Origin of the sequence: Streptomyces sp. NBC_01351 (assembly GCF_036237315.1) — a bacterium.
Classification (GTDB): domain Bacteria; phylum Actinomycetota; class Actinomycetes; order Streptomycetales; family Streptomycetaceae; genus Streptomyces.
On record NZ_CP108356.1, the window covers coordinates 7,277,865 to 7,301,474 of the forward strand.

Annotated in this window: 20 protein-coding genes; 9 read left to right on the plus strand and 11 right to left on the minus strand. The window is 73.1% G+C overall.

The genetic code is table 11. From position 1 onward, the window contains the following. Nucleotides 1-15: 15 nt before the first annotated feature. The 3 genes from OG625_RS33545 to OG625_RS33555 form a co-directional block, all read right to left on the minus strand. Entirely contained in the window at nt 16-1,341 is a 1,326-nt protein-coding gene (locus OG625_RS33545; protein WP_329388481.1) for a helix-turn-helix domain-containing protein, read from the minus strand. A 320-nt stretch (nt 1,342-1,661) separates the two neighbouring features. After that, complete coding sequence (locus tag OG625_RS33550; protein ID WP_329388483.1) at nt 1,662-2,918, minus strand: SWF or SNF family helicase; 1,257 nt, start codon at nt 2,916-2,918, stop codon at nt 1,662-1,664. Then, on the minus strand, nt 2,915-5,989 hold the full coding sequence (locus OG625_RS33555) for a DEAD/DEAH box helicase (RefSeq protein ID WP_329388485.1): 3,075 nt from the start codon (nt 5,987-5,989) through the stop codon (nt 2,915-2,917). The genes OG625_RS33550 and OG625_RS33555 overlap by 4 nt, the downstream gene beginning before the upstream one ends. Nucleotides 5,990-6,192: 203 nt before the next feature. Between OG625_RS33555 and OG625_RS33560 the strand changes: the two genes are divergently transcribed. Beyond that, nucleotides 6,193-6,375, plus strand: a complete 183-nt coding sequence (locus OG625_RS33560; protein WP_329388486.1) for a hypothetical protein — start codon at nt 6,193-6,195, stop codon at nt 6,373-6,375. 102 nt (nt 6,376-6,477) lie between these two features. On the opposite strand, the gene OG625_RS33565 is transcribed toward OG625_RS33560, so the two are convergent. The 4 genes from OG625_RS33565 to OG625_RS33580 form a co-directional block, all read right to left on the minus strand. Beyond that, on the minus strand, nt 6,478-7,371 hold the full coding sequence (locus tag OG625_RS33565; protein ID WP_329388488.1) for a polyprenyl synthetase family protein: 894 nt from the start codon (nt 7,369-7,371) through the stop codon (nt 6,478-6,480). A 323-nt stretch (nt 7,372-7,694) separates the two neighbouring features. Further along, on the minus strand, nt 7,695-8,153 hold the full coding sequence (locus tag OG625_RS33570) for an SAM-dependent methyltransferase (protein WP_329388490.1): 459 nt from the start codon (nt 8,151-8,153) through the stop codon (nt 7,695-7,697). Nucleotides 8,154-8,212: 59 nt separating this feature from the next. Further along, nucleotides 8,213-9,007, minus strand: a complete 795-nt coding sequence (locus tag OG625_RS33575) for a hypothetical protein (RefSeq protein ID WP_329388492.1) — start codon at nt 9,005-9,007, stop codon at nt 8,213-8,215. A 186-nt stretch (nt 9,008-9,193) separates the two neighbouring features. Next, nucleotides 9,194-9,790: a class I SAM-dependent methyltransferase gene (locus tag OG625_RS33580; RefSeq protein WP_329388494.1), complete on the minus strand. Its 597-nt coding sequence runs from the start codon at nt 9,788-9,790 to the stop codon at nt 9,194-9,196. Between the two features lie 158 nt (nt 9,791-9,948). Between OG625_RS33580 and OG625_RS33585 the strand changes: the two genes are divergently transcribed. The 7 genes from OG625_RS33585 to OG625_RS33615 all read left to right on the plus strand — a co-directional run bounded on the left by OG625_RS33585 (nt 9,949) and on the right by OG625_RS33615 (nt 16,500). Further along, the gene (locus OG625_RS33585; RefSeq protein WP_329388496.1) at nt 9,949-10,734 is read left to right on the plus strand and encodes an MHYT domain-containing protein; all 786 of its coding nucleotides are present in this window, start codon (nt 9,949-9,951) and stop codon (nt 10,732-10,734) included. Between the two features lie 93 nt (nt 10,735-10,827). After that, the gene (locus tag OG625_RS33590) at nt 10,828-13,413 is read left to right on the plus strand and encodes a sensor histidine kinase (protein WP_329388498.1); all 2,586 of its coding nucleotides are present in this window, start codon (nt 10,828-10,830) and stop codon (nt 13,411-13,413) included. Next, nucleotides 13,413-13,856 carry a roadblock/LC7 domain-containing protein gene (locus tag OG625_RS33595; RefSeq protein WP_329388500.1) on the plus strand — a complete coding sequence of 148 codons (444 nt, stop codon included), beginning with the start codon at nt 13,413-13,415 and terminating at the stop codon, nt 13,854-13,856. Before OG625_RS33590 ends, OG625_RS33595 begins: the two co-directional genes overlap by 1 nt. A gap of 17 nt (nt 13,857-13,873) precedes the next feature. After that, nucleotides 13,874-14,263: a DUF742 domain-containing protein gene (locus OG625_RS33600; RefSeq protein WP_329388502.1), complete on the plus strand. Its 390-nt coding sequence runs from the start codon at nt 13,874-13,876 to the stop codon at nt 14,261-14,263. Continuing rightward, entirely contained in the window at nt 14,263-14,958 is a 696-nt protein-coding gene (locus OG625_RS33605) for a GTP-binding protein (RefSeq protein WP_329388505.1), read from the plus strand. Before OG625_RS33600 ends, OG625_RS33605 begins: the two co-directional genes overlap by 1 nt. A 156-nt stretch (nt 14,959-15,114) precedes the next feature. Next, nucleotides 15,115-15,513 (plus strand): roadblock/LC7 domain-containing protein, encoded by a 399-nt coding sequence (locus tag OG625_RS33610; RefSeq protein WP_329388507.1) that lies wholly within the window; start codon nt 15,115-15,117, stop codon nt 15,511-15,513. 90 nt (nt 15,514-15,603) lie between these two features. Beyond that, nucleotides 15,604-16,500 carry a DUF6397 family protein gene (locus OG625_RS33615; RefSeq protein ID WP_329388509.1) on the plus strand — a complete coding sequence of 299 codons (897 nt, stop codon included), beginning with the start codon at nt 15,604-15,606 and terminating at the stop codon, nt 16,498-16,500. On the opposite strand, the gene OG625_RS33620 is transcribed toward OG625_RS33615, so the two are convergent. The 3 genes from OG625_RS33620 to OG625_RS33630 are packed head-to-tail and all read right to left on the minus strand — an operon-like array spanning nt 16,464 to nt 20,333. After that, a complete protein-coding gene (locus OG625_RS33620) occupies nt 16,464-16,865 on the minus strand; it encodes a YchJ family protein (protein ID WP_329388511.1) in 402 nt (133 codons plus the stop codon). The genes OG625_RS33615 and OG625_RS33620 overlap by 37 nt on opposite strands. Nucleotides 16,866-16,873: 8 nt before the next feature. Then, a complete protein-coding gene (locus OG625_RS33625; protein ID WP_329388513.1) occupies nt 16,874-17,761 on the minus strand; it encodes an acyl-CoA thioesterase in 888 nt (295 codons plus the stop codon). 49 nt (nt 17,762-17,810) lie between these two features. Then, entirely contained in the window at nt 17,811-20,333 is a 2,523-nt protein-coding gene (locus OG625_RS33630; RefSeq protein ID WP_329388515.1) for a DEAD/DEAH box helicase, read from the minus strand. A gap of 146 nt (nt 20,334-20,479) precedes the next feature. Here OG625_RS33630 and OG625_RS33635 point away from each other — a divergent pair, with 146 nt between their 5' ends. Then, entirely contained in the window at nt 20,480-21,271 is a 792-nt protein-coding gene (locus OG625_RS33635; RefSeq protein WP_329388517.1) for a metal-dependent hydrolase, read from the plus strand. Nucleotides 21,272-21,327: 56 nt separating this feature from the next. On the opposite strand, the gene helR is transcribed toward OG625_RS33635, so the two are convergent. Further along, complete coding sequence (helR, locus tag OG625_RS33640; protein WP_329388519.1) at nt 21,328-23,484, minus strand: RNA polymerase recycling motor ATPase HelR; 2,157 nt, start codon at nt 23,482-23,484, stop codon at nt 21,328-21,330. Nucleotides 23,485-23,610 lie beyond the last annotated feature (126 nt).

Here is a 23,610-nt window from a genome sequence, read left to right on the forward strand (position 1 = left end):
GCGCTCGGGTGGAGGCTAGGAGCGGGCAGGTTGCGGATACGTTGCACGCCGTGGGGTGGAACGGTGCGCCGGGGGTACGTGCTCCGCGGGCGCGCCGAGTTCGCGATCCAGGGCGCGTACGCGGGCCAGCGCGGCCGGTCTGCCCTCCGGCGGCAGCGCCGCGGCGAGGGCCCGCCAGGCCTCCCGGTCGTCCGCGCCCCACGCGCTGCACACCCAGTCGGTCAGCAGCCCCGCGTCCGCCCGCGCGATCACGGCGGCCCGCGCCTGGTCCTCGATCCTGCGGCGCAGCCGGACGATGCCCGGCGCCGTGGAAGCGGGCAGCAGCGGGCCGGGGTAGTGGTGGAGGGCCGCGGAGACCGCGCCCGCCGCCAGGTGCCGGGTCAGCGCGGTGAAGTCCGCCTCCAGCGGGCCGGCCGGGCGGTAGGGGCGGGAGAGCGGGGCCGCGGGACCGAGCAGGGCGCGCAGCCGGGACATTTCGGCGCGCAGCGTCACCGGTGACACCGACTCGTCCTCGTACAGGGCGACCGCCAACTCCTCGCCCGACAAGCCCTCGGGATGGTGCGCGAGCAGGGCCATGATCTCGCTGTGCCGCCGGCCGAGCCGCACCCGGCGCCCGCCCGTGACCAGCAGCGCCTCGTCCTGGCCGAGGGCGCTCAGGGTGTCCCCGGCAGCGGGCGGGCCCGGTGCGAGCAGGGTCAGCTGCGCCTCCGCCGCCCGCGCGACGGCCCGTACGAAGGCCAGCGAATGGGGGTGGGCCAGCCCGTCGCCGCCGGTGATGTCCACCGCACCCAGCAGCCCGCCCGTCCGCGGATCCCGCACCGGGGCCGCCGCGCAGGTCCACGGGTGGACGCGGCGGCTGAAGTGCTCGGCCCCGAAGACCTGTACCGGCTCGCCGACCGCCACCGCCGTACCGGGGGCGTTCGTCCCCATCGCGGTCTCCGCCCAGCGCGCGCCCGGGACGAAGCCGAGCCGCTCCGCCCGCCGCAGGGTGGCCGGCTCGCCCTCCACCCACAGCAGGCTGCCGCGCGCGTCGCACACGGCGAGCAGGTGGGCCCCGTGCGCCGCGAACTCCCCGACGAGCTCCCGGAACAGGGGCATGACCCGGGCGAGGGGATGGTCCGCCCGGTACGAGCGCAGCTCCGGCTCGGCCAGCTCCACCCGGGGCGCGCACTCCGGGCTCAGCCGGGCCCGCGCGCACCGCCGCCAGGACCTCGCGATGACCGCCCGCACCGGCGCCTCGACCCGCCCGTCCCGCGTGAACACGGCGTGCGCACGCCGCAGTTCGCGCGTGCGCTCGGCGGGATCGGCCCCGCCCGGCAGCGCCACCGACGGATCGTCCATCTCACCCTCCCGTGGTGCCGCGGTACCCGGAGCGCCCCCATCGTCGTCCCGGTACCCGGACCCGGCAAGCGGTACGTCGGCCACTACGCGGGGCGGGCAGGGCCGAAACCCGGTTTGGCCGCTTCTTTTGGCTCCGGGCGGGGTCGGGGGGTGTCGGCCCGGCCGGGTCCGGGCGCGCGCCGGGGCGTCTCCTCGGGCGTCGAACGGTGCCAGGGGTCGGTGGGCCGAGGGTGGTTGCGTTCGACGCCCTGCGGGGACGCCCCGACGCACACCCGGCCCCGTCCGGGCCGGCGGGTATCGGCCTGAGCTGGGGGAACGGCCTAGGTGTCCAGGGCCGACCACGCCGACGCCGGGTCGGGGGCCGAGGGGCCCGCCGGGATCCAGCGGGCCGCCTCGCGGCGGTACGGCCACCAGCGGCCCTCGCGGCCCAGCCGCAGCTGGCGGTCGGCGTCCGCCTCGGACCAGCGGGCCCGCAACCGGCGCAGCACGGGGGCCCGTTCGTCCGCCCAGGCGGCCGCCAGTGCCGCACGCGCCCGGGCCAGCGTCGCCCGGTCCGGTGCCCAGTCGTCCTCCAGTGCCGCGAGCGCGGGCGGCCCGCCGAAGCCCCAGGCCCGGACGGCCAGGTCCATGGCCGCCCGGTCTCGTCCGGTAGCCACCGCCAGGCGGGAGCGGACCCGGAAATCGGATGCCTCGGCGGTGAGTCGTACGGCGTCCTCGGCCGTGGTCAACGGGGCCGTCGGGGCGCGGTCGGCGTGGCCCGGAGCCAAGGCCAGCGCGAGCAGCCGGTGAGCCTCGTTCGCGGCCGCCTGCGCGAGGAACTCCACGGCGTCCACGTCGAGTTCCGCTTCGGAGTCCGTCTCGGTGTCCAGCGTCGGCGGCTGGCCCGGCGCCTCCGGCAGGCCCGGCGGCGGGGGTAGCGGTGGCAGGGCGGCCGCCGCCGCGTACGCGTCCGCCGCCGGGATCCCGGCATCCGCGGGTGCCTCCTCGGACTCCGGGGCCTCCGCGGCGCTGCGGGCCTCCAGCTCCGCCACCAGCTCCCGCTCGCCGCGGCCGCGCAGGAGCAGCAGCACGAACGGGTCCCGGTCCAGCAGCCGGGCCACCTGGTAGCAGAGCGCCGCCGAGTGCGGGCAGTGGTCCCACTCGTCGCAGTCGCAGCGCGGGTCGAGCTCCCCGATGCCGGGCAGCAGCTCCACCCCGGCCGCCGCCGCGTCCTCGGCCAGCTCCGGCGGCACCTCCCGGTCCAGCAGCGCCGCGATGTACCCCGACTCCGCGGCCGCCAGCCCCAGCAGCCGGTCCCATTCGGCTTCCGTGAACTCCTGCACCAGCACGTCCGTCCGGTGCGCCGTCCCGTCCCGGTCGCGCACCACCGCCGTGAGCCCGCCCGGACGCACCGAGACGGCACCCACCGCACCCGAACGCGCGTACCGGCGTCCCGCCTTGACCTGCTCTCGGTCGAGGGCGCTGTCCTCCAGGGCGCGCAGCCAGGCGTGGCCCCACCAGGTGTGCGCGAAGCCCCGGCCCGGGGCGGGCGGCAGGGCCGGGAACGTTTTCTCGTGGTTGTCGCCGTACTCGTTCATCGCTCGCTCCCCGGGGCCGGGCGCAGCGCCACGAGCTCGGCCAGTTCGGCGTCGGTCAGTTCGGTCAGCGCGGCCTCGCCGCCCGCCAGGACGGCATCGGCGAGCTCCCGCTTGCGCGCCAGGAGCCGCGCGATCCGGTCCTCCACGGTGCCCTCGGAGGTGATCCGGTGGACCTGCACGGGCTGGGTCTGGCCGATCCGGTAGGCACGGTCGGTGGCCTGCTCCTCGACGGCCGGGTTCCACCAGCGGTCGAAATGGATGACGTGCCCGGCGCGGGTGAGGTTCAAGCCGGTGCCCGCAGCCTTGAGGGAGAGCAGGAAGACCGGGACCTCACCCGCCTGGAAGCGGTCCACGAGCTCCTCGCGGCGCGGCACCGGAGTGCCCCCGTGCAGCAGCTGCGAGGCGATCCCGCGGCCGGCGAGGTGCTTTTCCAGGATCCTGGCCATCGCCACGTACTGGGTGAAGACGAGGACCGAACCGCCCTCGGCGAGGATCGTGTCGAGGAGTTCGTCGAGGAGCTCCAGCTTCCCGGAGCGCGCGGCGGCCGTGTCCTTGGCGCCGGTCTCCCCCGGACCGTGCTCCCTCAGGTACTGCGCCGGGTGGTTGCAGATCTTCTTGAGGGAGGTCAGCAGCCTGACCACCAGGCCGCGCCGTTCCATCCCGTCGGCCTCGGAGATCGCGGCGAGTGTCTCGCGGACGACGGCCTCGTAGAGCGCGGTCTGCTCCCGGCTCAGCGTGACGGTGTGGTCGGTCTCGGTCTTCGGCGGCAGCTCGGGCGCGATGCCCGGGTCGGTCTTCTTCCGACGCAGCAGGAACGGCCGTACGAGAGCCCCCAGTCGGGCCGCCGCCTGCGGATCGCGGCCGCTCTCGACGGGCTCGGCGTAGCGGGTGCGGAAGGTGCCGAGGCGGCCGAGGAGCCCGGGGGTGGTCCAGTCGAGCACGGCCCACAGGTCGGAGAGGTTGTTCTCGACGGGAGTGCCGGTGAGGGCCACCCGGGCCGGGGCCGGGATGGTGCGCAGGGCCTTGGCGGTGGAGGAGTGCGGATTCTTGACGTGCTGGGCCTCGTCGGCGACGACCATGCCCCAGCGGACGGCGGCGAGAACCCGGGCGTCCACGCGCATAGTGCCGTACGTGGTGAGCACGAACCCGCCGGTCAAGCCCGAGAGTTCGCGGCCCGGGCCGTGGAAGCGGCGTACGGGGGTGCCGGGCGCGAACTTCTCGATCTCCCGCTGCCAGTTGCCCAGCAGCGAGGCCGGGCACACCACGAGGGTCGGCCCGGTCGTGGCGGGGGCCTGGCCGTGGTGGCTGCGGTTGCGGTGCAGGTGGAGCGCGATGAGGGTGACGGTCTTGCCCAGGCCCATGTCGTCGGCGAGGCACGCGCCGAGGCCGAGCGAGGTCATGTGGGCCAGCCAGCGCAGCCCGCGCAGTTGGTAGTCGCGGAGGGTGGCCCGCAACTCGGGAGGCGCCTCGGGGTCGTCGGGGTGCCGCTCCTCGGGGTCCTGACCACCGGGGTCCTGACCACCGGGGTCCTGCCCCGCGGGCTCTCGGCTTCCGGGTTCCCGTGGTTCGGCGGCGAGTTGTGCGCGCAGCCGCTCCAGTGGGCCCGTGGCCTCTACGTCGACCCGCTTCCCGTCGATCTCGGCCGACCCGGTGAGTACGGCGGCCAGCGCGTCCGGAGCCGCGAGCTCGCGGCCCTGCCGGGCGCGGGCCCGGCGGGCTTCGGCCGGGTCGATCAGGACCCACTGGTCGCGCAGCCGGACCAGGGGGCGCTTCGACTCGGCGAGCCGGTCGAGTTCGGCAGGGGTGAGGTCGCCGTGGCCGCCGAGGGCGTGGCGCCAGGTGAAGGAGAGCAGCGAGCCCGGGGAGAGCAGGCCGGAGGGCAGGCCGGCGCCGGCGCCTTCGGGGGAGGCGACGACGGCGCGGGCGCCGAGTTCCCGGGCCAGCTCGCGCGGCCAGTGCACCTGCACTCCGTCGGCGGCGAGTGCCCCGGAGGTTTCGCCGAGCAGCTCCGTGACCTCCTCGTCGGCGAGCTCCACGGAGTTCGGCACGGCGGCGCTGAGCAGCGGCGCCAGCGGGGACCACAGCCGGGCGGCGCGCCGCAGGGCCCGCAGGGCGTCCATCCGGGCGCCGGGCGGGAAGGCGGCCGCGGCGGCCCCCGATCCGGCCCAGACGTCGACGGCGTCGGCGACCAGCGAGGAGTCGGCCACGCCGTGCATCTGGAGGACCGCCCGGAAGACGGGAGCCTGGTCCAGGGGGCCGTCGAGCTCGATCCGCAGTGAGATGCGCACGCCCGCGTCGTGGCCCGCGGCCACCTCGGCGGCCCAGCCGCGCAGTCCGGGATGGAGCATCGGCGGCCGCGCGGCGTAGGCGGGCCCGCCGGTGGCCGCGGGCGCGGCGGGGGAGCGCGGCAGGGAGTCGGCGACGGCGTCGAGGAAGGCGCGCAGCAGCGGCTCCGGGGTGGGGAGCCGGGGCGGTCCGTCCGCGTTCAGGGGTACGCAGTGCGCGGTGGGCGGCATGGCGGCGGCCAGTTCCCGGACGGCGTCGAGGTCGGCCGCGTCCAGCGGTCCCATCCGCCAGGCGTCGTGGCCGGCGGGGCTCAGACCGGGCAGCAGCCGGCCGCGGGCGGCGAAGCGCAGGGCCAGCAGCGCGGCGGCGCCCCAGAAGGCCGTGGCCGGGTCGGCGACCGGGCCTGAGCGGGGGTCGGAGCCGGGGCGGGGGTCGGCGGCCGGGCCGGAAGCGGCGCGGGAAGCGGGGCTGGAAGGGGCGCAGGAAGCGGCGCCGGCTCGGGCTCGGGCTCGGGCTCGAGTGAGCAGGGGCAGGGCCGCGTCGACGGGCAGCACGAGCGCGGTCACCGTGGCCCGGCGCAGCTCGGGGGTGACGACGGTGAGCTCCTCGAAACCGCCCGCTCCGGCGTCGGTTCCCGAGGCGGTGAACGCGTCTGCGGTACCGGCCGATGGGGCCTCACCGTCGGGTCGCCAGAGGCCTATCCGGCCGCTGCGGGCGGGTTGGCCGGGGGCACCGGGGAGGAAGACGGCGGAGCAGTGGCTGAGGTCGGGGGTCTTGGGCAGCACGCGTCCCTCAAACTTGACTACCGGGGCACAGGGCCGCCGAGAGTACCTGACCGGAGGAGCCCGGGATCGGCCGCCGGGCCGACAGCGCCTGTTTTCCGGATCGGGACGGTTCACTTCGCGGCGGCTCGGACATCCGGGAACGCCCGGTCGAGGCCGCGCGTTGAGGGAAGTAGTGCTCGACGACAAAGAGGAGGTGTCCGCAGATGTCCACTCGCGGAAAGGTCGCGGTTGCCGGGGTCGTGGCAGCCATCGTGTTGTTCTGGAGTGTCGGATTCTGGGCGGGGCTGTTGGTCCTGATCGGCGTGCCTGCCGCCGCCTACTTCCTGCTGGACTCCTCCCAGCGGCGTCGGGTGCGGGGTATGTCCCGGAAGCAGATAGGCCGCTGAGGCAGCCGGGGCGGCTCTCACCGCCCCTGGCGCCCCGGCCGTCCCGGCCCGTCGTGCGGGCCGGACCCCGGCTTACCCGTCGAGTCCAACCCGCCTCACGGATCAGGCCGCGCTGGCCGCGCCCACCACGGTGAGCTCGGATTCGAGGAGCATCTGGGACGCATGGTCCACGAGGTGGCGCAGCACGCTCAAGTAGCTCTCGTCGCCGCCCAGTTCGTCCAGGATGCGGTACGCCTCGGCGCGGAATCCGTCGATTTCGGTCCGGTACCGGTCGAGGGCCACGGGCGTCCGAAGGAGGCCCGCGAGCTCGTTCCTGGCCTCCACCGAGCGGCCCGCGGTGGCGCACAGGCCCAGGATGTGTTCCTTGGAATCGGCGGGCGCGTCCTCGAGGACGGAGGCGAGGAGGTAGGTCACGGTGCCGTTGAGCAGGTCCTCGTCGCGGCCGGACAGGATGTCTTCCTGGTCATTGAATATCTGCCACAGAATGCCGAATACGTAGCCGAACTCGCGCCAGAGCTCCACCTTCTCGGCGGTGGTTCCGGAGAACATCGCGGCCATGGCCGTGATCATTCCGAAAGGTGCCCCGGATTTGCCGCGATACGTCTCGACGACCGATTTGCGCGTGGCGCTGCCGATGTCTCCGCGCATGTCGTCTATCTGGCCGTCGACGCCGATGATCCAGCCGGTGAGGATCTCGGTCACCAGCGCGCCGCGCACCGATTCCGGCAGTTTCTGGTCCAAAACGATCTGAATGGGGAGTGCGTTTCCGGTGATGACCGAAGCGAGCAGGGCCTCGTTCTCGGTGAGCTCGCCGGAGATCCGTGCGCCGTTCGCATCGGCCAGATCGTCGAGGTAGCAGGCCGAAGTCCACCACAGCAGGTGCACGGCGGACAGCGGAATGGCCGGCCGCGGGTTACCCGTTTCTATGGCGTGCGTGAGGAGGGGGAGCACCGAGAGGGGATGTCTGAGTTTGCGGTGCTCCAAGAGCTTGGCCACTGAGCTCCTGGTGATGGCCGCGACCGGTCCGAGTCGCTCCAGAGCGGTATCGATCTCCGCATCGATGTCCTGGGCGACTTGCTGGTGAAGGTCGAGGTATGACGTGCAATTCAAGAGAGCAGCCTCCGTCGAAAGAATGACCCGAAGGGCGGCGGTGTGGGCCCTTTGAGTCAGTTGAGTCAGTGACGTGGCTGATTCGATCATTCCGGAGGGAGGCGATCCAGAGCGATTTTCCGCCACCCCTGTCTTGATCTTGCTTCAGGGGGCGGTCGCTGCCGGTCGCGGCTCCGCCGGCGCCCGGAGGCAGGGCGCCGGCCGGGTTACTAGTAGTAGTCGCGCATCAGGGCCGTCGCCCACTCCGGCTGCCGCAGCTCGCCTCGCGGCCCGAACTCGGCCATGTACGGCTTGAGATCGAGCACGGGCGTGCCCTCCACCGCGTCGAGTCCCTCCACGTGTACGTCCAGGCCGTCGACCTTCACCACCCGGCACCGCGAGACGCCCAGCCGGTTCGGGCGGTTCTTTCCGCGCTGCGCGAAGATGCCGACCAGCGGCCAGTCCGTGTTGCCGCGGGGGTGCCGCGCGCCCGTCTCGATCTTCTCCGCGGGCACCCGGTCGAAGTGGTAGACCACTTCGACGTGCGAGAAGTCCTCCAGCCCGTACAGCGCCTCCGGGCCGAACCGGAGGCCGTCCAGGCGGATCACCGCCGTCTCGCGCCCCCAGTCGTCGTCGAGCACCTCCGCACGACCGCCCACGACCACGCCCACCGGCTCCGACTCCACCATCGTCTCTCCCTCGTGTTCCCCGCACGCACTCGCGCCCGACGGCCGTCCCCGGTCGGGACTCAGGCCGGGCGCACCGCGACGCGATCCAGCGCCGCCAGCAGCTGCGGTAGGTCATGAATCCCCTCGTGGGGGACCGCGAGCACCTCGCTCGGCTCCTCGTCCAGCAGGACGAATGCCGCGTCGGGGCCTTCGGTTTCTCCCGTACGGGCCACCAGCGACCAGCCGGGCCCGTCCACGCGCAGCGTCCGGGCACTCTCGCCGGCGAAGGAGGACCGCACCCGGCCGGGCGGCGGCGGGGTCCGCGTGTACGCCAGGGCCTCCTCCATGGCCCGTGCGAGCCCCGGGTGCGCGGCGGCGGCCGCCCCGCCGTCCGTCGCCACCCGCTCGCGCCAGTCGGCCCACTCCCGCGCGATCTGGTCGGCGCCCATCCGGCGCTGGACCGGACCCCAGGCCTCGGCAGAGGGCGGCGCCAGCGGCACCCGCCCCGTACCGTCCGCGCCCTGCTCCGGATCGTGCGGCTCCGGTATGCCCGACGCGGACACCGACAGATCCAGCGGCCAGCCCGCCAGCGAAATGACGATGCTCCGCTCGTCGGGGGACAGGTCGTAGTCCATCCCGCAGTCCCAGGAGGCGATGGCCGTGGCCACGAGCGAGACGTCGTCCACGACGACCGTCCAGCGCGCGCCCTCCTCGTCCTGGCCCAGCACCAGCCCGTAGCCCTCGCGGTTCGGAGCGACGCCCAGCAGGGAGCAGGCCTCGGCGAAGTCGTCGCCCAGCATGCTCGGGAACTGCGCTGGGGTCATCAGCACGGCGGTCAGCACGTAAAGGGAGCCGCCACCCTCGTCGTCGGACACCTGGCCTCCTGGTAGCTCTCTCGTCGGCGCACCTTAACCAGCCGGTAACCCGCCCGTCGAGATCCTACGGGTGACGATTTCCAAGCCCGCCACCTGCACGTAGAGTTGGGGACCCGGCACGGAGAGGGACACCCGGTGCAGCGTGACGACCGGCCGAGGGAGATCCTCCGGCCCGGCCCCGCCGGCCTAGCGGCGTACGGCCACCGCCAGGAAGCGGGCGTCCTCGTCGGCGTACGAGACCATGTCCCAGCCCGAACCAGCCAGCAGGGAGCGCAGGTTGGGCTCCGCCCGCAGGTCGTCCGGGGTGAGCGCGCGGCCGTGCCGTGCGGCGAGGGCCGCGCGCCCGATCGGGTGGAAGAGCGCGAGCCGGCCGCCGGGGCGGACCACCCGGGCGAGCTCGCGCAGGTTCGTCGCGGGGTCGGGCAGGTGGGCGATGAGCCCGGCGGCGAACACGGCGTCGAGCGCGCCGTCGCGCAGCGGCAGCCCGGCCACGTCGGCGAGCAGCAGGGCGCCCTCGACGGCCCGACCCGCACGCTGTGCGGCGGCCAGCATCTGCGGGGTGAGGTCCGCGCCGAGCACCGTCCCGGAGGGCCCGACCGCAGCCCGTAGCGCGGTCAGCGCCCGACCGGTGCCGCAGCCCGCGTCGAGCACGCGGTCCCCGGGCCGCAGCCCGAACTCGGCGACGGCGGCCTCGAACGCGGGGCCGTCCTCGGGGAACTTGCGGTCCCAGGCGGCGGCGCGCGCCCCGAAGAATTCCTGCACGTGCGTGTGGTCTTCGCTCATGCGCCCATGATCCCCCACCGGCCGTCCTGCGGTGCGTGTGCAAGGTGGTACGCGGCGTGATCGAAGATGAACGTATCTCTGTCATATTCCAGCAGTTCCAGCGGCTTTCGAAATGGTCCCCCTGTTCGTGGCCTCACCCGGACTAGCGTCCGGTGGCCATGGGACACCTGGACCACGCCGCCTATGGCTGGCTGACACCCGCGCTGTCATACGTGATGGCCTCCATCGGCGCCGCCCTCGGGCTGCGCTGCACCGTCCGCGCGCTCGCCGCGACCGGATCCTCCCGCCGCAACTGGCTCCTCACCGCGGCCTCCGCCATCGGCACCGGCATCTGGACGATGCACTTCGTCGCGATGCTCGGTTTCGACGTCACCGGCACCGAGATCCACTACAACGTGCCGCTCACCATCCTCAGCCTGGTCGTCGCCATGCTGGTCGTCGGCGCCGGAGTCTTCGCCGTCGGCTACGGCAAGGACCGCGGCCGCGCCCTCGTGCTCGGCGGCCTCACCACCGGCCTCGGCGTCGCCAGCATGCACTACCTGGGCATGGCGGCCCTGCGCCTGCACGGCCGCATCTCGTACGAGCCGCTCACCGTCGGCCTCTCCGTCGCCATCGCCGTGGTCGCGGCCACGGCGGCCCTGTGGGCCGCGCTCAACATCAAGTCGCCGCTCGCCGTGGCCGTCGCCTCGCTCGTCATGGGAGCCGCGGTCAGCAGCATGCACTACACCGGAATGATGGCGGTCGGCGTCGACGTCAGTCCCTCGGACGCGGCCCTGCCGGGCGCCACGGCCATGCAGTTCATCTTCCCGCTCGCCGTCGGACTGGGCTCCTACCTGTTCATCACCGCCGCCTTCGTCGCCCTGTCCCCGACCGCCGACGAGCGCGCCGCATCCGCTTCCGCCTCCGCCCGGCACGTGCCGGAACCCGTACCGGCCGGCCCCTGAGCGCGCCGGGCACCCCGCCCCCACCAGACCCGCCCGGCCCATCAGCCCCCCGCACACCCGCACCCGTAGGCACCGCCCCGGAACGAGGAGCCCATGCGCACACCCCGCAGAAAACCGGAAGCAGCGGCGCCGCGGCCGCCCGCGCCGCCGGCGCGCGGCCGCCGGGCCCACGCAGGGCCGCCGGCCGAGGAACCGGCGGCGCAGGAGACCCACCCGCTCCTCCCCTCGGCCCCGCGCGACGGCGGCTCCCGGCTGCGGCTCAGGCCCGCCACCGTCCGCGCGAAGATCGTCTCCCTGTTGATGGTCCCGGTCGTCTCGCTCCTCGCGCTCTGGGCCTTCGCCACCGTCAGCACCGCCCAGGACATGGCCCGCCTGAGCCTCGCCCACCGGGTCGACACCGAGATACGCACCCCCGTCGCGGCCGCCGTGACCGAACTACAGGCCGAGCGGCGCGCCGCCGTCCGGCTCCTCGCCGACCCCGCCGCCGACCCGGGGGCCGCCCTGGACCAGCAGGTACGCCGTACCGAGGCCGCCGTCCGGCGGCTGCGGCTCGGAGACCGGCACACCGTCGCCGACTCCGGCGGCTACCGCGCCGACATCGCGATCCGCCTGGGTGCCTTCGTCGCCGCCGCCGAGGCGCTGGGATCGGCCCGCAAGGACATCGTCGCCCGCAGGGCCAGCCCCGAAGCGGCCTACGAGATGTACACCGGAGTCGTCGACGCGGCCCTCGCCGTGGGCGGCGCCCTGACCGGCGGCCAGGACGCCGAACTCGGCCCCGACGCCCGGGTCCTGCTCGAATTCGCCCGCGCCGGAGAACTCCTCTCCCGCGAGGACGCGCTCCTCGCCGTACCGGGCCCGCGCACCGCCGAAACGCTTCGCCACCTCACCGGCACCATCGAAACCCGGCGCGCCCTCACCGCCGCCGCGTCCGAGGACCTCCCCGAGGCCCAGCGGGCCGCCTGGCAGGCCGTCGCCAAGAGCGCCGCGTACGCCGACCTCACCGCCGCCGAGGACCGGGCCCTGGACGCCGGCACCACCCGCGACAGCCGCGCCGTACCCGCCGGCTGGGAGGCCGCCTGGAGCGGTGTCGGCGCCTCGATGCACGAGATCGAGGAGGCCGCGCACGCCGCTGCCGCCGACCGCGCCGACCCGGTCACCGAGGGCGCGCTCAGCCCCGCCGGAGCCGCCGTCCTGCTCGGCCTGGCCGCCGTGGCCGCCTCGCTCGTCATCTCCGTCCGCATCGGCCGCGCCCTGGTCGTGGAACTCGTCTCGCTGCGCAACACCGCTCTGGAGATCGCCCGCCGCAAACTCCCGCAGGCGATGGAACGGCTGCGCGCCGGCGAGGAGATCGACGTAGCCGCCGAGACCCCCGCCGGACCGCCGGCCGAGGACGAGATCACCCAGGTCGGCGAGGCCCTCGCCACCGTCCACCGGGCCGCCCTCAGCGCCGCCGTGGAACGCGCGGAGCTGGCCAGCGGGGTGTCCGGGGTCTTCGTCAACCTCGCCCGCCGCAGCCAGGTCCTCGTGCACAAGCAGCTCACCCTGCTCGACTCGATGGAACGCCGCGCCGACGACCCGAACGAACTCGGCGACCTCTTCCGCCTCGACCACCTGACCACCCGGATGCGCAGGCACGCGGAAAGTCTGATCATCCTGTCGGGCGCCGCCCCGGGCCGTGCCTGGCGGATGCCGGTTCCCCTCACGAATGTCGTCCGCGCCGCCGTCTCCGAGATCGAGGACTACCCGCGCATCGAGGTCCGTCAGCTCGCCGAGGCCGCGGTCGTCGGCGGGGCCGTCGCCGACCTCACGCACTTGCTCGCCGAACTCATCGAGAACGCCGCCCAGTTCTCCCCGCCCCACACCAAAGTGCGGGTCAGCGGCGAGCCCGTCGGGGCCGGGTACGTCCTGGAGGTCGAGGACCGCGGGCTCGGCATGGGGCGCGAATCCCTGAGCGAGGCCAACCGGCGCATCGAACAGTCCGAGGCCCTCGACCTCTTCGACAGCGACCGGCTCGGGCTCTTCGTGGTCAGCCGCCTCTCCGCCCGCCACGGTGTGAAGGTGCACCTGCGCACGTCACCGTACGGTGGCACCACGGCCGTGGTCCTGCTGCCGAACTCCATGCTCCAGGGCGCGATCACGGTCGGCACCCCCGAGCCCGCCCCGGAGCCCCCCTCCGCGTCCGCCCCCGAGCCCCCGGCCCACGCCCGGAACCAGCCCCCGGCTCGGATCCGGAACCAGGCCCCCGAAGCGGCCCCGGCCCCGGCTCCCGCGCCGAAGGCCGTCGCGGGGGCGGAGCAGCCGCCCGCCATGACCGTCGTACGGGAGGAGGCGCGCGGCATCCCGGCCGCGAACCGGACCCCCGCACCGCAGGAGCCGCGCCCGGCCCCGGTGGCCCCGCTGCGCCCGCGCGCCACCGGAGTCGCGCCACCCCGTACGCAGCCGACCGTGCCGCCACCGGCCTCGGTGACGGAACTGCCGCGCCGGGTGCGCCAGGCCAGCCTCGTCCCCCAGCTGCGCGAGGCCCCGGCCCCGAAGGCCCCGGCCGGATCCCGGCTTCCCGAGGATCCTCCGGGCCGCAGTCCGGAACAGGCCCGGGACCGGATGGCGGCCTACCGGGCCGGCTGGGCCCGGGGCGCCCAGGACGACTCCCCTCACGCAGGCAGCGAAGGAGAAGTGTGATGATCGAACATCAGCGAATCGACCTCGACGGCGTCCGCAGGTCCGGCGAACTGGACTGGCTGCTGGACGACCTGGTGCTCCGGGTCCGCGAAGTCCGGCACGCCGTGGTCCTGTCCACCGACGGGCTCGCCGTGGGCGCCTCCAGCGCGCTGAGCCGGGAGGACGCGGAGCACCTGGCCGCCGTCGCGTCCGGCTTCCACAGCCTGGCCAAGGGCGCGGGCAGGCACTTCCACGCCGGGGGCGTGCGCCAGACGATGGTCGAGATGGACGAGGGGTTCCTCTTCGTCGCGGCCGCCGGCGACGGCTCGTGTCTGGCGGTGCTCAGCGGCGCCGGCGCCGACATCGGGCTCATCGCGTACGAGATGGCCCGGTTGGTCAAGCGGGTCGGCGAGCACCTGTACACCCCGCCCCGGTTCGCGGCGCGGCCGCCGGCCGCCGGTTGAGGGCGGCGGTCCGGCGCATGAACGGCCAGTGGTACGACGCCGACGCGGGCCCGCTCGTCCGTCCGTACGCCATGACCGGCGGGCGTACGAAGCCGGGACCCCACGGGGTCCGGTTCGACCTGATCGCACTGGTGGTCATGGACGTCAAGGGCGCTGAAGGCGCCGACGAGGCGGCCGAGTCGCTGCTCGGCCCCGAACACCGGGCGCTCCTCGGACTCTGCCGGTCCGAGACCCAGTCGGTGGCGGAACTCGCCGCCGATGCCGACCTGCCCGTGGGGGTGGTGCGGGTGCTCCTCGGGGACCTGCTGGAGGGCGGCCACGTCAAGGTCAGCAGGCCGGTGCCGCCCGCGCAGCTGCCGGACGAGCGGATTCTGCGTGAAGTCATCGAGGGATTGCGAGCGCTGTGATGGGACATCAAGACAACGGGCGCCTCGAAGCGGGCTCGCCCCCGGGCCCGGCCCGGGCCTCGAACGCGGCCTCTGACCCGGCCGTGGATCCGGCGGAGGACCCCGAACTGGCCGCGCTCGCGCTGAAGATCCTCGTCGCGGGAGGTTTCGGGGTCGGCAAGACCACCCTGGTGGGCGCGGTGAGTGAGATCCGGCCGCTGCGGACCGAGGAGTTGCTGAGCGAGGCGGGCGAACTCGTCGACGACACGGGCGGAGTGGACCAGAAGACGACCACGACCGTGGCGATGGACTTCGGGCGGATCACCATCAGGTCCGGGCTGTCCTTGTACCTGTTCGGCACCCCCGGCCAGGACCGGTTCTGGTTCCTGTGGGACGAGCTGTCGCAGGGCGCGCTCGGTGCGGTGGTGCTCGCCGACACCCGGCGGCTGGAGGACTGCTTCCCGGCGGTCGACTACTTCGAGCACCGGCGCATCCCGTTCGTGGTGGCCGTCAACTGCTTCACGGATGCCCGGAGTTACGGAGCGCACGACGTCTCGCGGGCGCTCGACCTGGACCGGGGGACGCCGGTGGTGCTGTGCGACGCGCGGGACAGGGATTCGGGGAAGGAAGTGCTGATCCGGCTGGTCGAGTACGCCGGGCGGGTGCACACCGCCCGGCTGCTGGACTCGGTGGAGCCGCAGGCAGATTCGGTGTGAACCGGCCGACGCGTGCGCGTCCGTTCCTCTTGAGTCATCTTGTTCGCCATGGGGGCGTCCTCCTTGCCGGAAAGGCGCTGGTGGGGAAGGCTTGCGGGACGACCACGCGGGGTGGGGCGCGGCCATGTCGGCCGCGTCGACGGGGAGGGGCTGGGAATGGCACTGGACAAGCAGCTCGATTGGCTGTTGGACGACCTGACGCGCCGGGTCCAGCAGGTACGGCATGCCGTGGTGCTGTCCAACGACGGCCTGGTGACGGGGGCGAGCGCCGGTCTGGCGCGCGAGGACGGGGAGCACCTGGCGGCCGTCGCGGCCGGATTGCAGAGCCTGGCGAAGGGGTCCGGACGGCACTTCCGAGCCGGTGAGGTCCGTCAGACGATGGTCGAGTACGACGAGGGGGTCCTCTTCGTCATGGCGGCCGGCGCGGGCAGCTGCCTGTGCGTGCTGAGCGCCTCCGAGTCCGACATCGGCCAGGTCGCGTACGAGATGACGCTGCTGGTCAACCGGGTGGGGGAGCACCTGGGAGTCGCCGAGCGGCGGATGACCGGCGGCTGATCGCGGAGTTGTCCACAGGCCCGACGGACTGTCGTCGCGCTGAGTTACGGTCTTTACACAGAGTGATCGACACTCGTGGGGGAGACCGTGATGATGCAGATGGAGAGCGTGCTGCCGCAGGTAATGCCGCAGGCGCTGCCGCAGCCGCAGACAGTGTCGCAGCAGGACGTGCCGGTGGGGAGTGTGCGGGCTGCCAGTGAACTGGGGCTGAGCCGGAGCGAGTTCGCCAGGGCCGTCCAATTGGGGATCGTGCGCGCCGGGCCGCCGGCGCGTGGTGGGGCCGCGCGTTACGCGCGGGCCGAGCTGGAGCGGGTCAGGTCGGCGGAGTCCCGGCCGGGCGCTGTCTGGCCGGAGGCGCTCCGCGAGCGGGTCGAGACCGTGGCCGGAGCGGCGGCCGCGGCGCGGGCGCTGGGAGTCGGCCCGAGCCGGTTCACCCGGCTCGCGCGCTGCGGGCACCTCACCCCGGTCGGCTACCGGATCAACCGCTACCGGGCCGTGGTGTGGCTCTATCTGGCCGCGGAGCTCAGGGAGTTCGCCGCCCGGGAGCCGGCCGCTCTGCGCGGGGCCGCGCCACCGGGGGACCGGGAGCTGATGGCGGCCAAGGCGGACCTGCGCCCCCGGAAGTGGCGCGGGCGGCACGTCGGGCTGCTGCTGAGACGGACGGCCGACCCGTGGGAGCGGGCCGCGGTACTGGCCTGCGTACTCCCGGAGCGTGAGCTGCGGGAGGCGGTGCCCGACCGGGCGGAGCGGACCGTGCTGGACGCCCTCGCCCCGCCGCCGCCCTACGGGCATCCGCAGGTCCCGGCGGCCGCGGCGGTGGCACTGAGACTGCTCGAGGCCGATCGGCCGGAGGAGATCCACTGGTACCGCACCAGCCTGGACTTCGCCCTCACCGGAGCGCGCGGCCAGTCGCAGCCCGGGCAGTCACGGTCCGGCGGATCGCAGCCCGGTCAGTCGAACTCGACGGGGGAGAGGGGGCCGACGTAGACCCAGGCCCCCGCCTCGCGGGTGAAGGAGCTGTGCTCGTGCAGTGAGCCGGCGTGCCGGCCCTCGCGGTAGTGGGCCCGGAACTCCACCGAGCCCTCCGTCTCGAACATCCCGCCGCGCTCGGTCGCGAGGATCTCCAGCCGCTCCCAGCGCTGCCCGGGATCCAGATCGAGGTCGGACGGGCGGGTCGAGGAGTGCCAGGAGCGCATCAGATAGGCGGTGTCGCCGACCGCGAACGCGCTGAAGCGGGAGCGCATCAGCTGCTCCGCGGTGGGTGCCTGTTGTGCACCGGAGTGGAAGCGGCCGCAGCACTCCGGGTAGGCGGCGGGCAGCCCGCAGGGGCAGGGGAGGGCCGGGGTAGGCATGCGCGTGCTCAGTTCTTCGGAGAGGGAGAGGAGGGGTAGGGGCGGAAGAGTCCTTCCTGGACCACGGAGACCAGCAGCCTGCCCTCCAGGTCGTAGATGCGGCCGCGGGCCAGGCCCCGCCCGCCGTGCGCGATGGGCGACTCCTGGTCGTACAGGAACCACTCGTCCGTACGGAACGGCCGGTGGAACCACATGGCGTGGTCGAGGCTCGCCATGTCGAACCCGCGCATCCCCCACAGCGGTTCCACCGGGATGCGCACGGCATCGAGGAGGGTCATGTCGCTGGCGTAGGTGAGGGCGCAGGTGTGCACGAGCGGGTCGTCGCCCAGCGGGCCGACCGCCCGCATCCACACCGCGCTGCGCGGATCGGCGCCCTTGAGGTCTGCGGGGGTCCAGCGGAGCCGGTTCACGTAGCGGATGTCGAAGGGCTGGCGGCGGGCCATCCGCTCCAGCGCCTCCGGCAGCTCTCCGAGGTGCTCGCGGATCTCGTCCGCGACCTTCGGGAGCGTGTCCGGATGGGGGTAATGGTGAGGAGGCAGCTGGTGCTCGATGCTGCCCTCCTCCGGATGATGGAAGGAGGCGGTGAGATTGAAGATCGTCTTGCCCTGTTGGACCGCGGTGACCCGGCGCGTGGTGAAGGACCGCCCGTCGCGCACCCGCTCCACCTGGTACACGATCGGAACCCCGGGGATTCCGGGGCGCAGGAAGTACGCGTGCAGCGAGTGGACGGGCCGGTCGCTCTCGACGGTGCGGCCGGCGGCCACCAGCGCCTGGCCGGCGACCTGCCCGCCGAAGACGCGCTGGAGCGATTCCTGGGGGCTGGCACCCCGGAAGATGTTGACCTCGATCTGCTCCAGGTCGAGCAGGTCGACCAGTCTCTCGGCGGGGTTCGTCATCAGAGGATCTCCACGGTGGGTGGTCGGGACGGCGGGACGCGGGTGCGGGTCAGAGCGCGCCGAGCTCGCCCACCGAGGTGACCCGGATGACGGCCCGGCCCTCCTCGTCGGAAGCCGCGAGGTCGACCTCGGCACTGATGCCCCAGCCATGGTCCCCGTTGGGGTCGGCGAAGGTCTGCCGGACGCGCCACAGGCCGTGCTGGGCGTCCTCCTCGATCTGCAGCAGCTTCGGGCCGCGCGCGTCGGGACCGGTGCCCAGGTCGTCGTACTCGTCCCAGTACCCGTCCATGGCGTCGCCCCAGGCGTCGGCGTCCCAGCCCGACTCGGCGTCCAGCTCGCCCAGCACGTTGACGTGATCCAGGGCGGCGAGCTCCACCCGGCGGAACATGGCGTTGCGGACCAGGACGCGGAAGGCGCGCGCGTTCGCGGTGACCGGCTTCACCTGGTCGGCCTTCTCCTGGGCCTGCTCCGCCGTCTCCACCTCCGGGTTCGCCAGCTGCTCCCACTCGTCCAGCAGGCTGGAGTCGACCTGGCGGACCAGCTCGCCGAGCCATTCGATCAGGTCCTGCAGGTCCTCGGACTTGAGGTCGTCCGGGATGGTGTGGTCCAGGGCCTTGAACGCGCTCGCCAGGTAGCGCAGCACGATGCCCTCGGTACGGGCCAGTTCGTAGTACGCGGTGAACTCGGTGAAGGTCATCGCGCGTTCGTACATGTCGCGGATGATCGACTTCGGGGAGACCGGGTGGTCCCGCACCCACGGGTGGCTCTTGGCGTACACGTCATAGGCGTGGAAGAGCAGCTCGTCGAGAGGCTTGGGATAGGTGATGTCCTGGAGCCGCTCCATCCGCTCCTCGTACTCGATCCCGTCGGCCTTCATCTGGCCGACCGCCATGCCGCGTTCCTTGTTCTGCTGGGCGGCCAGGATCTGGCGCGGGTCGTCCAGCGTGGACTCCACGACCGACACCATGTCCAGGGCGTAGGAGGGGGACTCCGGGTCCAGCAGGTCGAAGGAGGCCAGGGCGAAGGTGGACAGCGGCTGGTTGAGCGCGAAGTCCTGCTGGAGGTCGACGGTGAGCCGGATCGTCCGCCCCTCCGCGTCCGGGGTGTCGAGCTTCTCGACCACGCCGCCGTCCAGCAGCGAGCGGTAGATCGCGAAGGCCCTGCGGATGTGCCGCAGCTGGGCCTTGCGCGGCTCGTGGTTGTCCTCCAGGAGGTGGCGCATCGCCTGGAAGGCGTCGCCCGGCCGGGCGATGACCGACAGGAGCATGATGTTGGTGACCTTGAACCGCGAGGTCAGCGCCTCCGGGTCGGCCGCGATCAGCTTCTCGAAGGTGGTGTCCGACCAGGCGACGAAGCCCTCGGGGGCCTTCTTGCGGACCACCTTGCGGCGCTTCTTCGGGTCGTCGCCCGCCTTCGCCAGGGCCTTCTCGTTCTCGATGACGTGCTCGGGCGCCTGGGCGACCACGTAGCCCGCCGTGTCGAAACCGGCCCGGCCGGCGCGGCCGGCGATCTGGTGGAACTCGCGGGCGCGCAGCGTACGGACCCGGTTGCCGTCGTACTTGGTGAGCGCGGTGAACAGCACCGTGCGGATCGGGACGTTGACACCGACGCCGAGGGTGTCGGTGCCGCAGATGACCTTCAGCAGACCGGCCTGCGCCAGCTTCTCCACCAGGCGCCGGTACTTGGGCAGCATGCCGGCGTGGTGGACACCGATGCCGTGCCGGACGTAGCGCGAGAGGTTCTGGCCGAACTTGGTGGTGAAGCGGAAGTTGCCGAGCAGGTCCTGGATCTTGTCCTTCTCCTCGCGGGTGCACATGTTGATGCTCATGAGCGACTGCGCCCGCTCGACCGCCTGGGCCTGGGTGAAGTGAACGATGTAGACCGGCGCCTGCCGGGTCTCCAGCAGCTCGGTGATCGTGTCGGTGATGGGCGTGGTGACGTACTCGTACGACAGCGGGACGGGCCGGGTCGCGGAGCGGACCACCGTGGTCGGACGCCCGGTGCGCCGGGTCAGGTCCTCCTCGAACCGCTTCATGTCGCCGAGGGTCGCCGACATCAGCACGAACTGCGCCTGCGGCAGCTCCAGCAGCGGGATCTGCCACGCCCAGCCGCGGTCCGGCTCGGCGTAGAAGTGGAACTCGTCCATCACGACCTGGCCGATGTCGGCGTGCTTGCCGTCGCGCAGCGCGATCGAGGCCAGCACCTCGGCGGTACAGCAGATCACCGGGGCGTCCGCGTTCACGGACGCGTCGCCGGTCAGCATGCCGACGTTCTCCGTGCCGAAGAGCTTGCACAGGTCGAAGAACTTCTCCGACACCAGCGCCTTGATCGGCGCGGTGTAGAAGGTGACCTTGTCCTGGGCGAGGGCGGTGAAGTGCGCGCCGGCGGCGACGAGGCTCTTGCCGGAGCCGGTCGGGGTGGACAGGATCACGTTCGCCCCGGAGACGACCTCGATCAGCGCCTCCTCCTGAGCCGGGTACAGGGTGATGCCCTGGTCCTCGGCCCACGAGGAGAAAGCCTCGAAGAGGGCGTCGGGGTCGGCGTTCGGCGGGAGCTGATCAATGAGGGTCACACCCCCCATCTTGCCTGGCTTCCCCCCGGATGAGGGAACCGGCGGACGGAATGAAGATCACCGACGGTACGCTGTGCCGTCGATAGCGGCCCGAACGAACCAGTCGACGGGGCCCGAACACCACACCACCGGGGCGGGGAACGACCATGATGGGTCCGGCGCACTCACTGTCCGGGGCAGCGGCCTGGCTGGGGGTGGGCGCCGCGACCGCGGCCGCCGGGCACCCCATGCCGTGGCCCGTCCTCGTCGTCGGCGCACTGATCTGCGCGGGAGCGGCTCTCGCCCCCGACCTCGACCACAAGTCGGCGACGATCTCGCGCGCCTTCGGCCCGCTGTCCCGGGGCCTGTGCGAGGTGGTCGACAAGATCTCCTACGCCGTCTACAAGGCGACCCGCTCCAAGAAGGACGCCCGCCGCACCGGCGGCCACCGCACGCTGACCCACACCTGGCTCTGGGCGGTCCTGATCGGCGGCGGGGCCTCCGCGATCGCCGTCACCGCCGACCGCTGGGGCGTGCTCGCGCTGCTCTTCGTCCACCTGGTACTGGCGGTCGAAGGGCTGCTGTGGCGGGCGGCGCGGATGTCCAGCGACGTCCTGGTCTGGCTGCTCGGCGCCACCAGCGCGTGGATCCTGGCCGGGGTCCTCGACCAGCCCGGCAACGGAGCGAACTGGCTGTTCACCGGAACCGGCCAGGAGTACCTCTGGCTCGGCCTGCCGATCGTGCTCGGGGCCCTGGTCCACGACATCGGAGACGCGCTCACCGTCTCAGGCTGCCCGGTCCTGTGGCCCCTTCCGATCGCGGGGAAGCGCTGGTACCCCCTCGGTCCGCCGAAGGCGATCCGCTTCCGGGCCGGCAGCTGGGTGGAGCTCAAGGTCCTGATGCCGGTGTTCGTCCTGCTGGGCGGCTTCGGCGGCGCCTCCGCACTCGGTTTCATCTAGAGCCGGGGCCCCGGTGGCCGCCGCCGTGACACCACGACGGCGGCCACCGGCCCGAGTCAGGAGCTCGTCAGGATGACGAGCTGCCGGGTCGCACGGGTCATCGCCACATAGCGGTCGACCGCCCCTTCGACGCCCTCGCCGAACCTCGAAGGGTCGACGAGGACGACCAGGTCGAATTCGAGCCCCTTCGAGAGGGTCGGGGTCAGCGACCGGACGCGCGACGTCCCGGGGAACGACGGCTCCCCGATGACGCAGGCGATCCCGTCGGTGTTGGCGCCGAGCCAGGCGCCGAGGATCGAATCCAGGTCCGAAACGGATCCGCGGCCGACGGGGACGCCGCTGCTGCGGATGGAGGCCGGCACGTTGGCGTCCGGCAGCACGGCTCGGATGACGGGCTCGGCTTCCGCCATGACCTCTTCCGGCGTCCGGTAGTTGATGCCCAGGGAAGCCAGCTCGATCCGGTCGAGCCCGATCCGCTCCAGCCGCTCCCGCCACGACTCGGTGAACCCGTTCCTGGCCTGGGCGCGGTCCCCGACGATGGTGAAGCTCCGCGACGGGCAGCGCAGCAGCAGCATCTGCCACTCCGCGTCGGTCAGTTCCTGGGCCTCGTCCACCACGATGTGCGCGAACGGGCCGACGAGCAGGTCCCGGTCGGTGCCGGGCAGCGCCGTCTCGTCGATCAGGCTGTCCTGCAGGTCCTTCCCGCGCAGCATCGTTACTGCGCCCTCACCGTCGGCATCGGCTTCGAGCACGCTGTCGATGACGTTGGCCAGGCGCGCGCGTTCGGCGGCGACGGCGGCCTCGTGGCGCCGCTGGCGCTTCGACGCCTCCGGGTCGCCGAGCCGCTGCCGCGCCGCGTCCAGGAGCGGCAGGTCGGACACCGTCCAGGCGTGGGCGTCCGAGCGCTGCAGCTTCACGACGTCATCGGGGCCGAGCCACGGAGCGCACTTGCGCAGGTAGGCGGGTACGGACCACAGATCGCCGACGAGGTCGGTCGCCTCGAGCATCGGCCACGCGTTGTTCAGGGTCGTCACCAGCTCCCGGTTCTGCCGCAGGGACCTGCGGAACAGCTGGGGCGAGACCTCGTCGCCGTCGTGCTTGTCCAGCAGGATCGTGACGAGCTCCTCCCAGATCAGGTCGCGCGCCTCGTTGTGCGGGGTTCCCGGTTCCGGGGCTTCGAACGCCGCGGCCCACTCCTCGGGGCTCAGCCAGATGTCGGACCAGTGGGTCTCGACCCACATCCCCTTGGCGGGCGGCTCCTCGTAGAGGGCGACGGCCGGCTCCACCGCCTTCACCATGTCCGCGGACGCCTTCAGGCGGGCCACCTCCGGGTCCGCCTCGGCCGGTGCCCCCGCCCCCTCCTCGACGAGGTCCCGCACGGTGCAGGTCTGCACGCCCTCCTCGCCGAGGCTGGGCAGCACGTCGGCGACGTAGTCGAGGTAAGGCCGGTGCGGACCGACGAACAGCACGCCGCCCCGACGATGACCGAGACGGGGGTCGGAGTACAGCAGGTGGGCGGTGCGGTGCAGCGCGACGACGGTCTTGCCCGTACCGGGGCCGCCGTCGACGACGAGGGCGCCGCGGGATCCCGCCCGGATGATGGCGTCCTGATCGGCCTGGATGGTGCCGAGCACGTCGCGCATCCGGGACGAGCGGTTGCCGCCCAGGCTCGCGATGAAGGCGGACTGGTCGTCGAGCGCGGCGTGCCCTTCGAGCCCGTCGGCGTTGAACACCTCGTCCCAGTAGTCGGTGATCCGGCCGCGGGTCCAGCGGTACCTGCGGCGGCTCGACAGGCCCATCGGGTTGGCGTGGGTCGCCGCGAAGAACGGCTCGGCCGCGGGCGAGCGCCAGTCGAGCAGCAGTCGGCGCCCCGTGCTGTCGGTCAGGCCGAGGCGCCCGATGTACACGGGCTCGGGGCTGTCCGTGCCGACGATACGACCGAGGCAGAGGTCCAGACCGAAGCGGCGCAGGGCGCGCAGCCGGCCGGTGAGACGGTGGATCTCGGTGTCCCGGTCCATCGCCTCACGGCCGATCCCTCCGGGCGCCAGGCGCGCCGCGTCGAGGCGGTCGGACACCTCGGCGATGGACTGCTCCAGGCTCTCGGAGATGGCCGCGAAGTGCTGCTCGTCGCCCTCGATCAGCGTGGGGTCGGCCTTGGGCGAGAGGTGATCGGGAAGGTCGAACGCGCTGGTGGTACGGGTCGAAGCTCGCACTGAGTGAATCTCCCATGTCCGCAGGATCTGGCCTAGGCCGATGATTCTGCGTCAGAACGGGGGCCTTGCCGCAAGCCCCCCACTGCGCTATAAGTTGAAAGTGGCCAGGAGCGCGCTCTCTTCTGC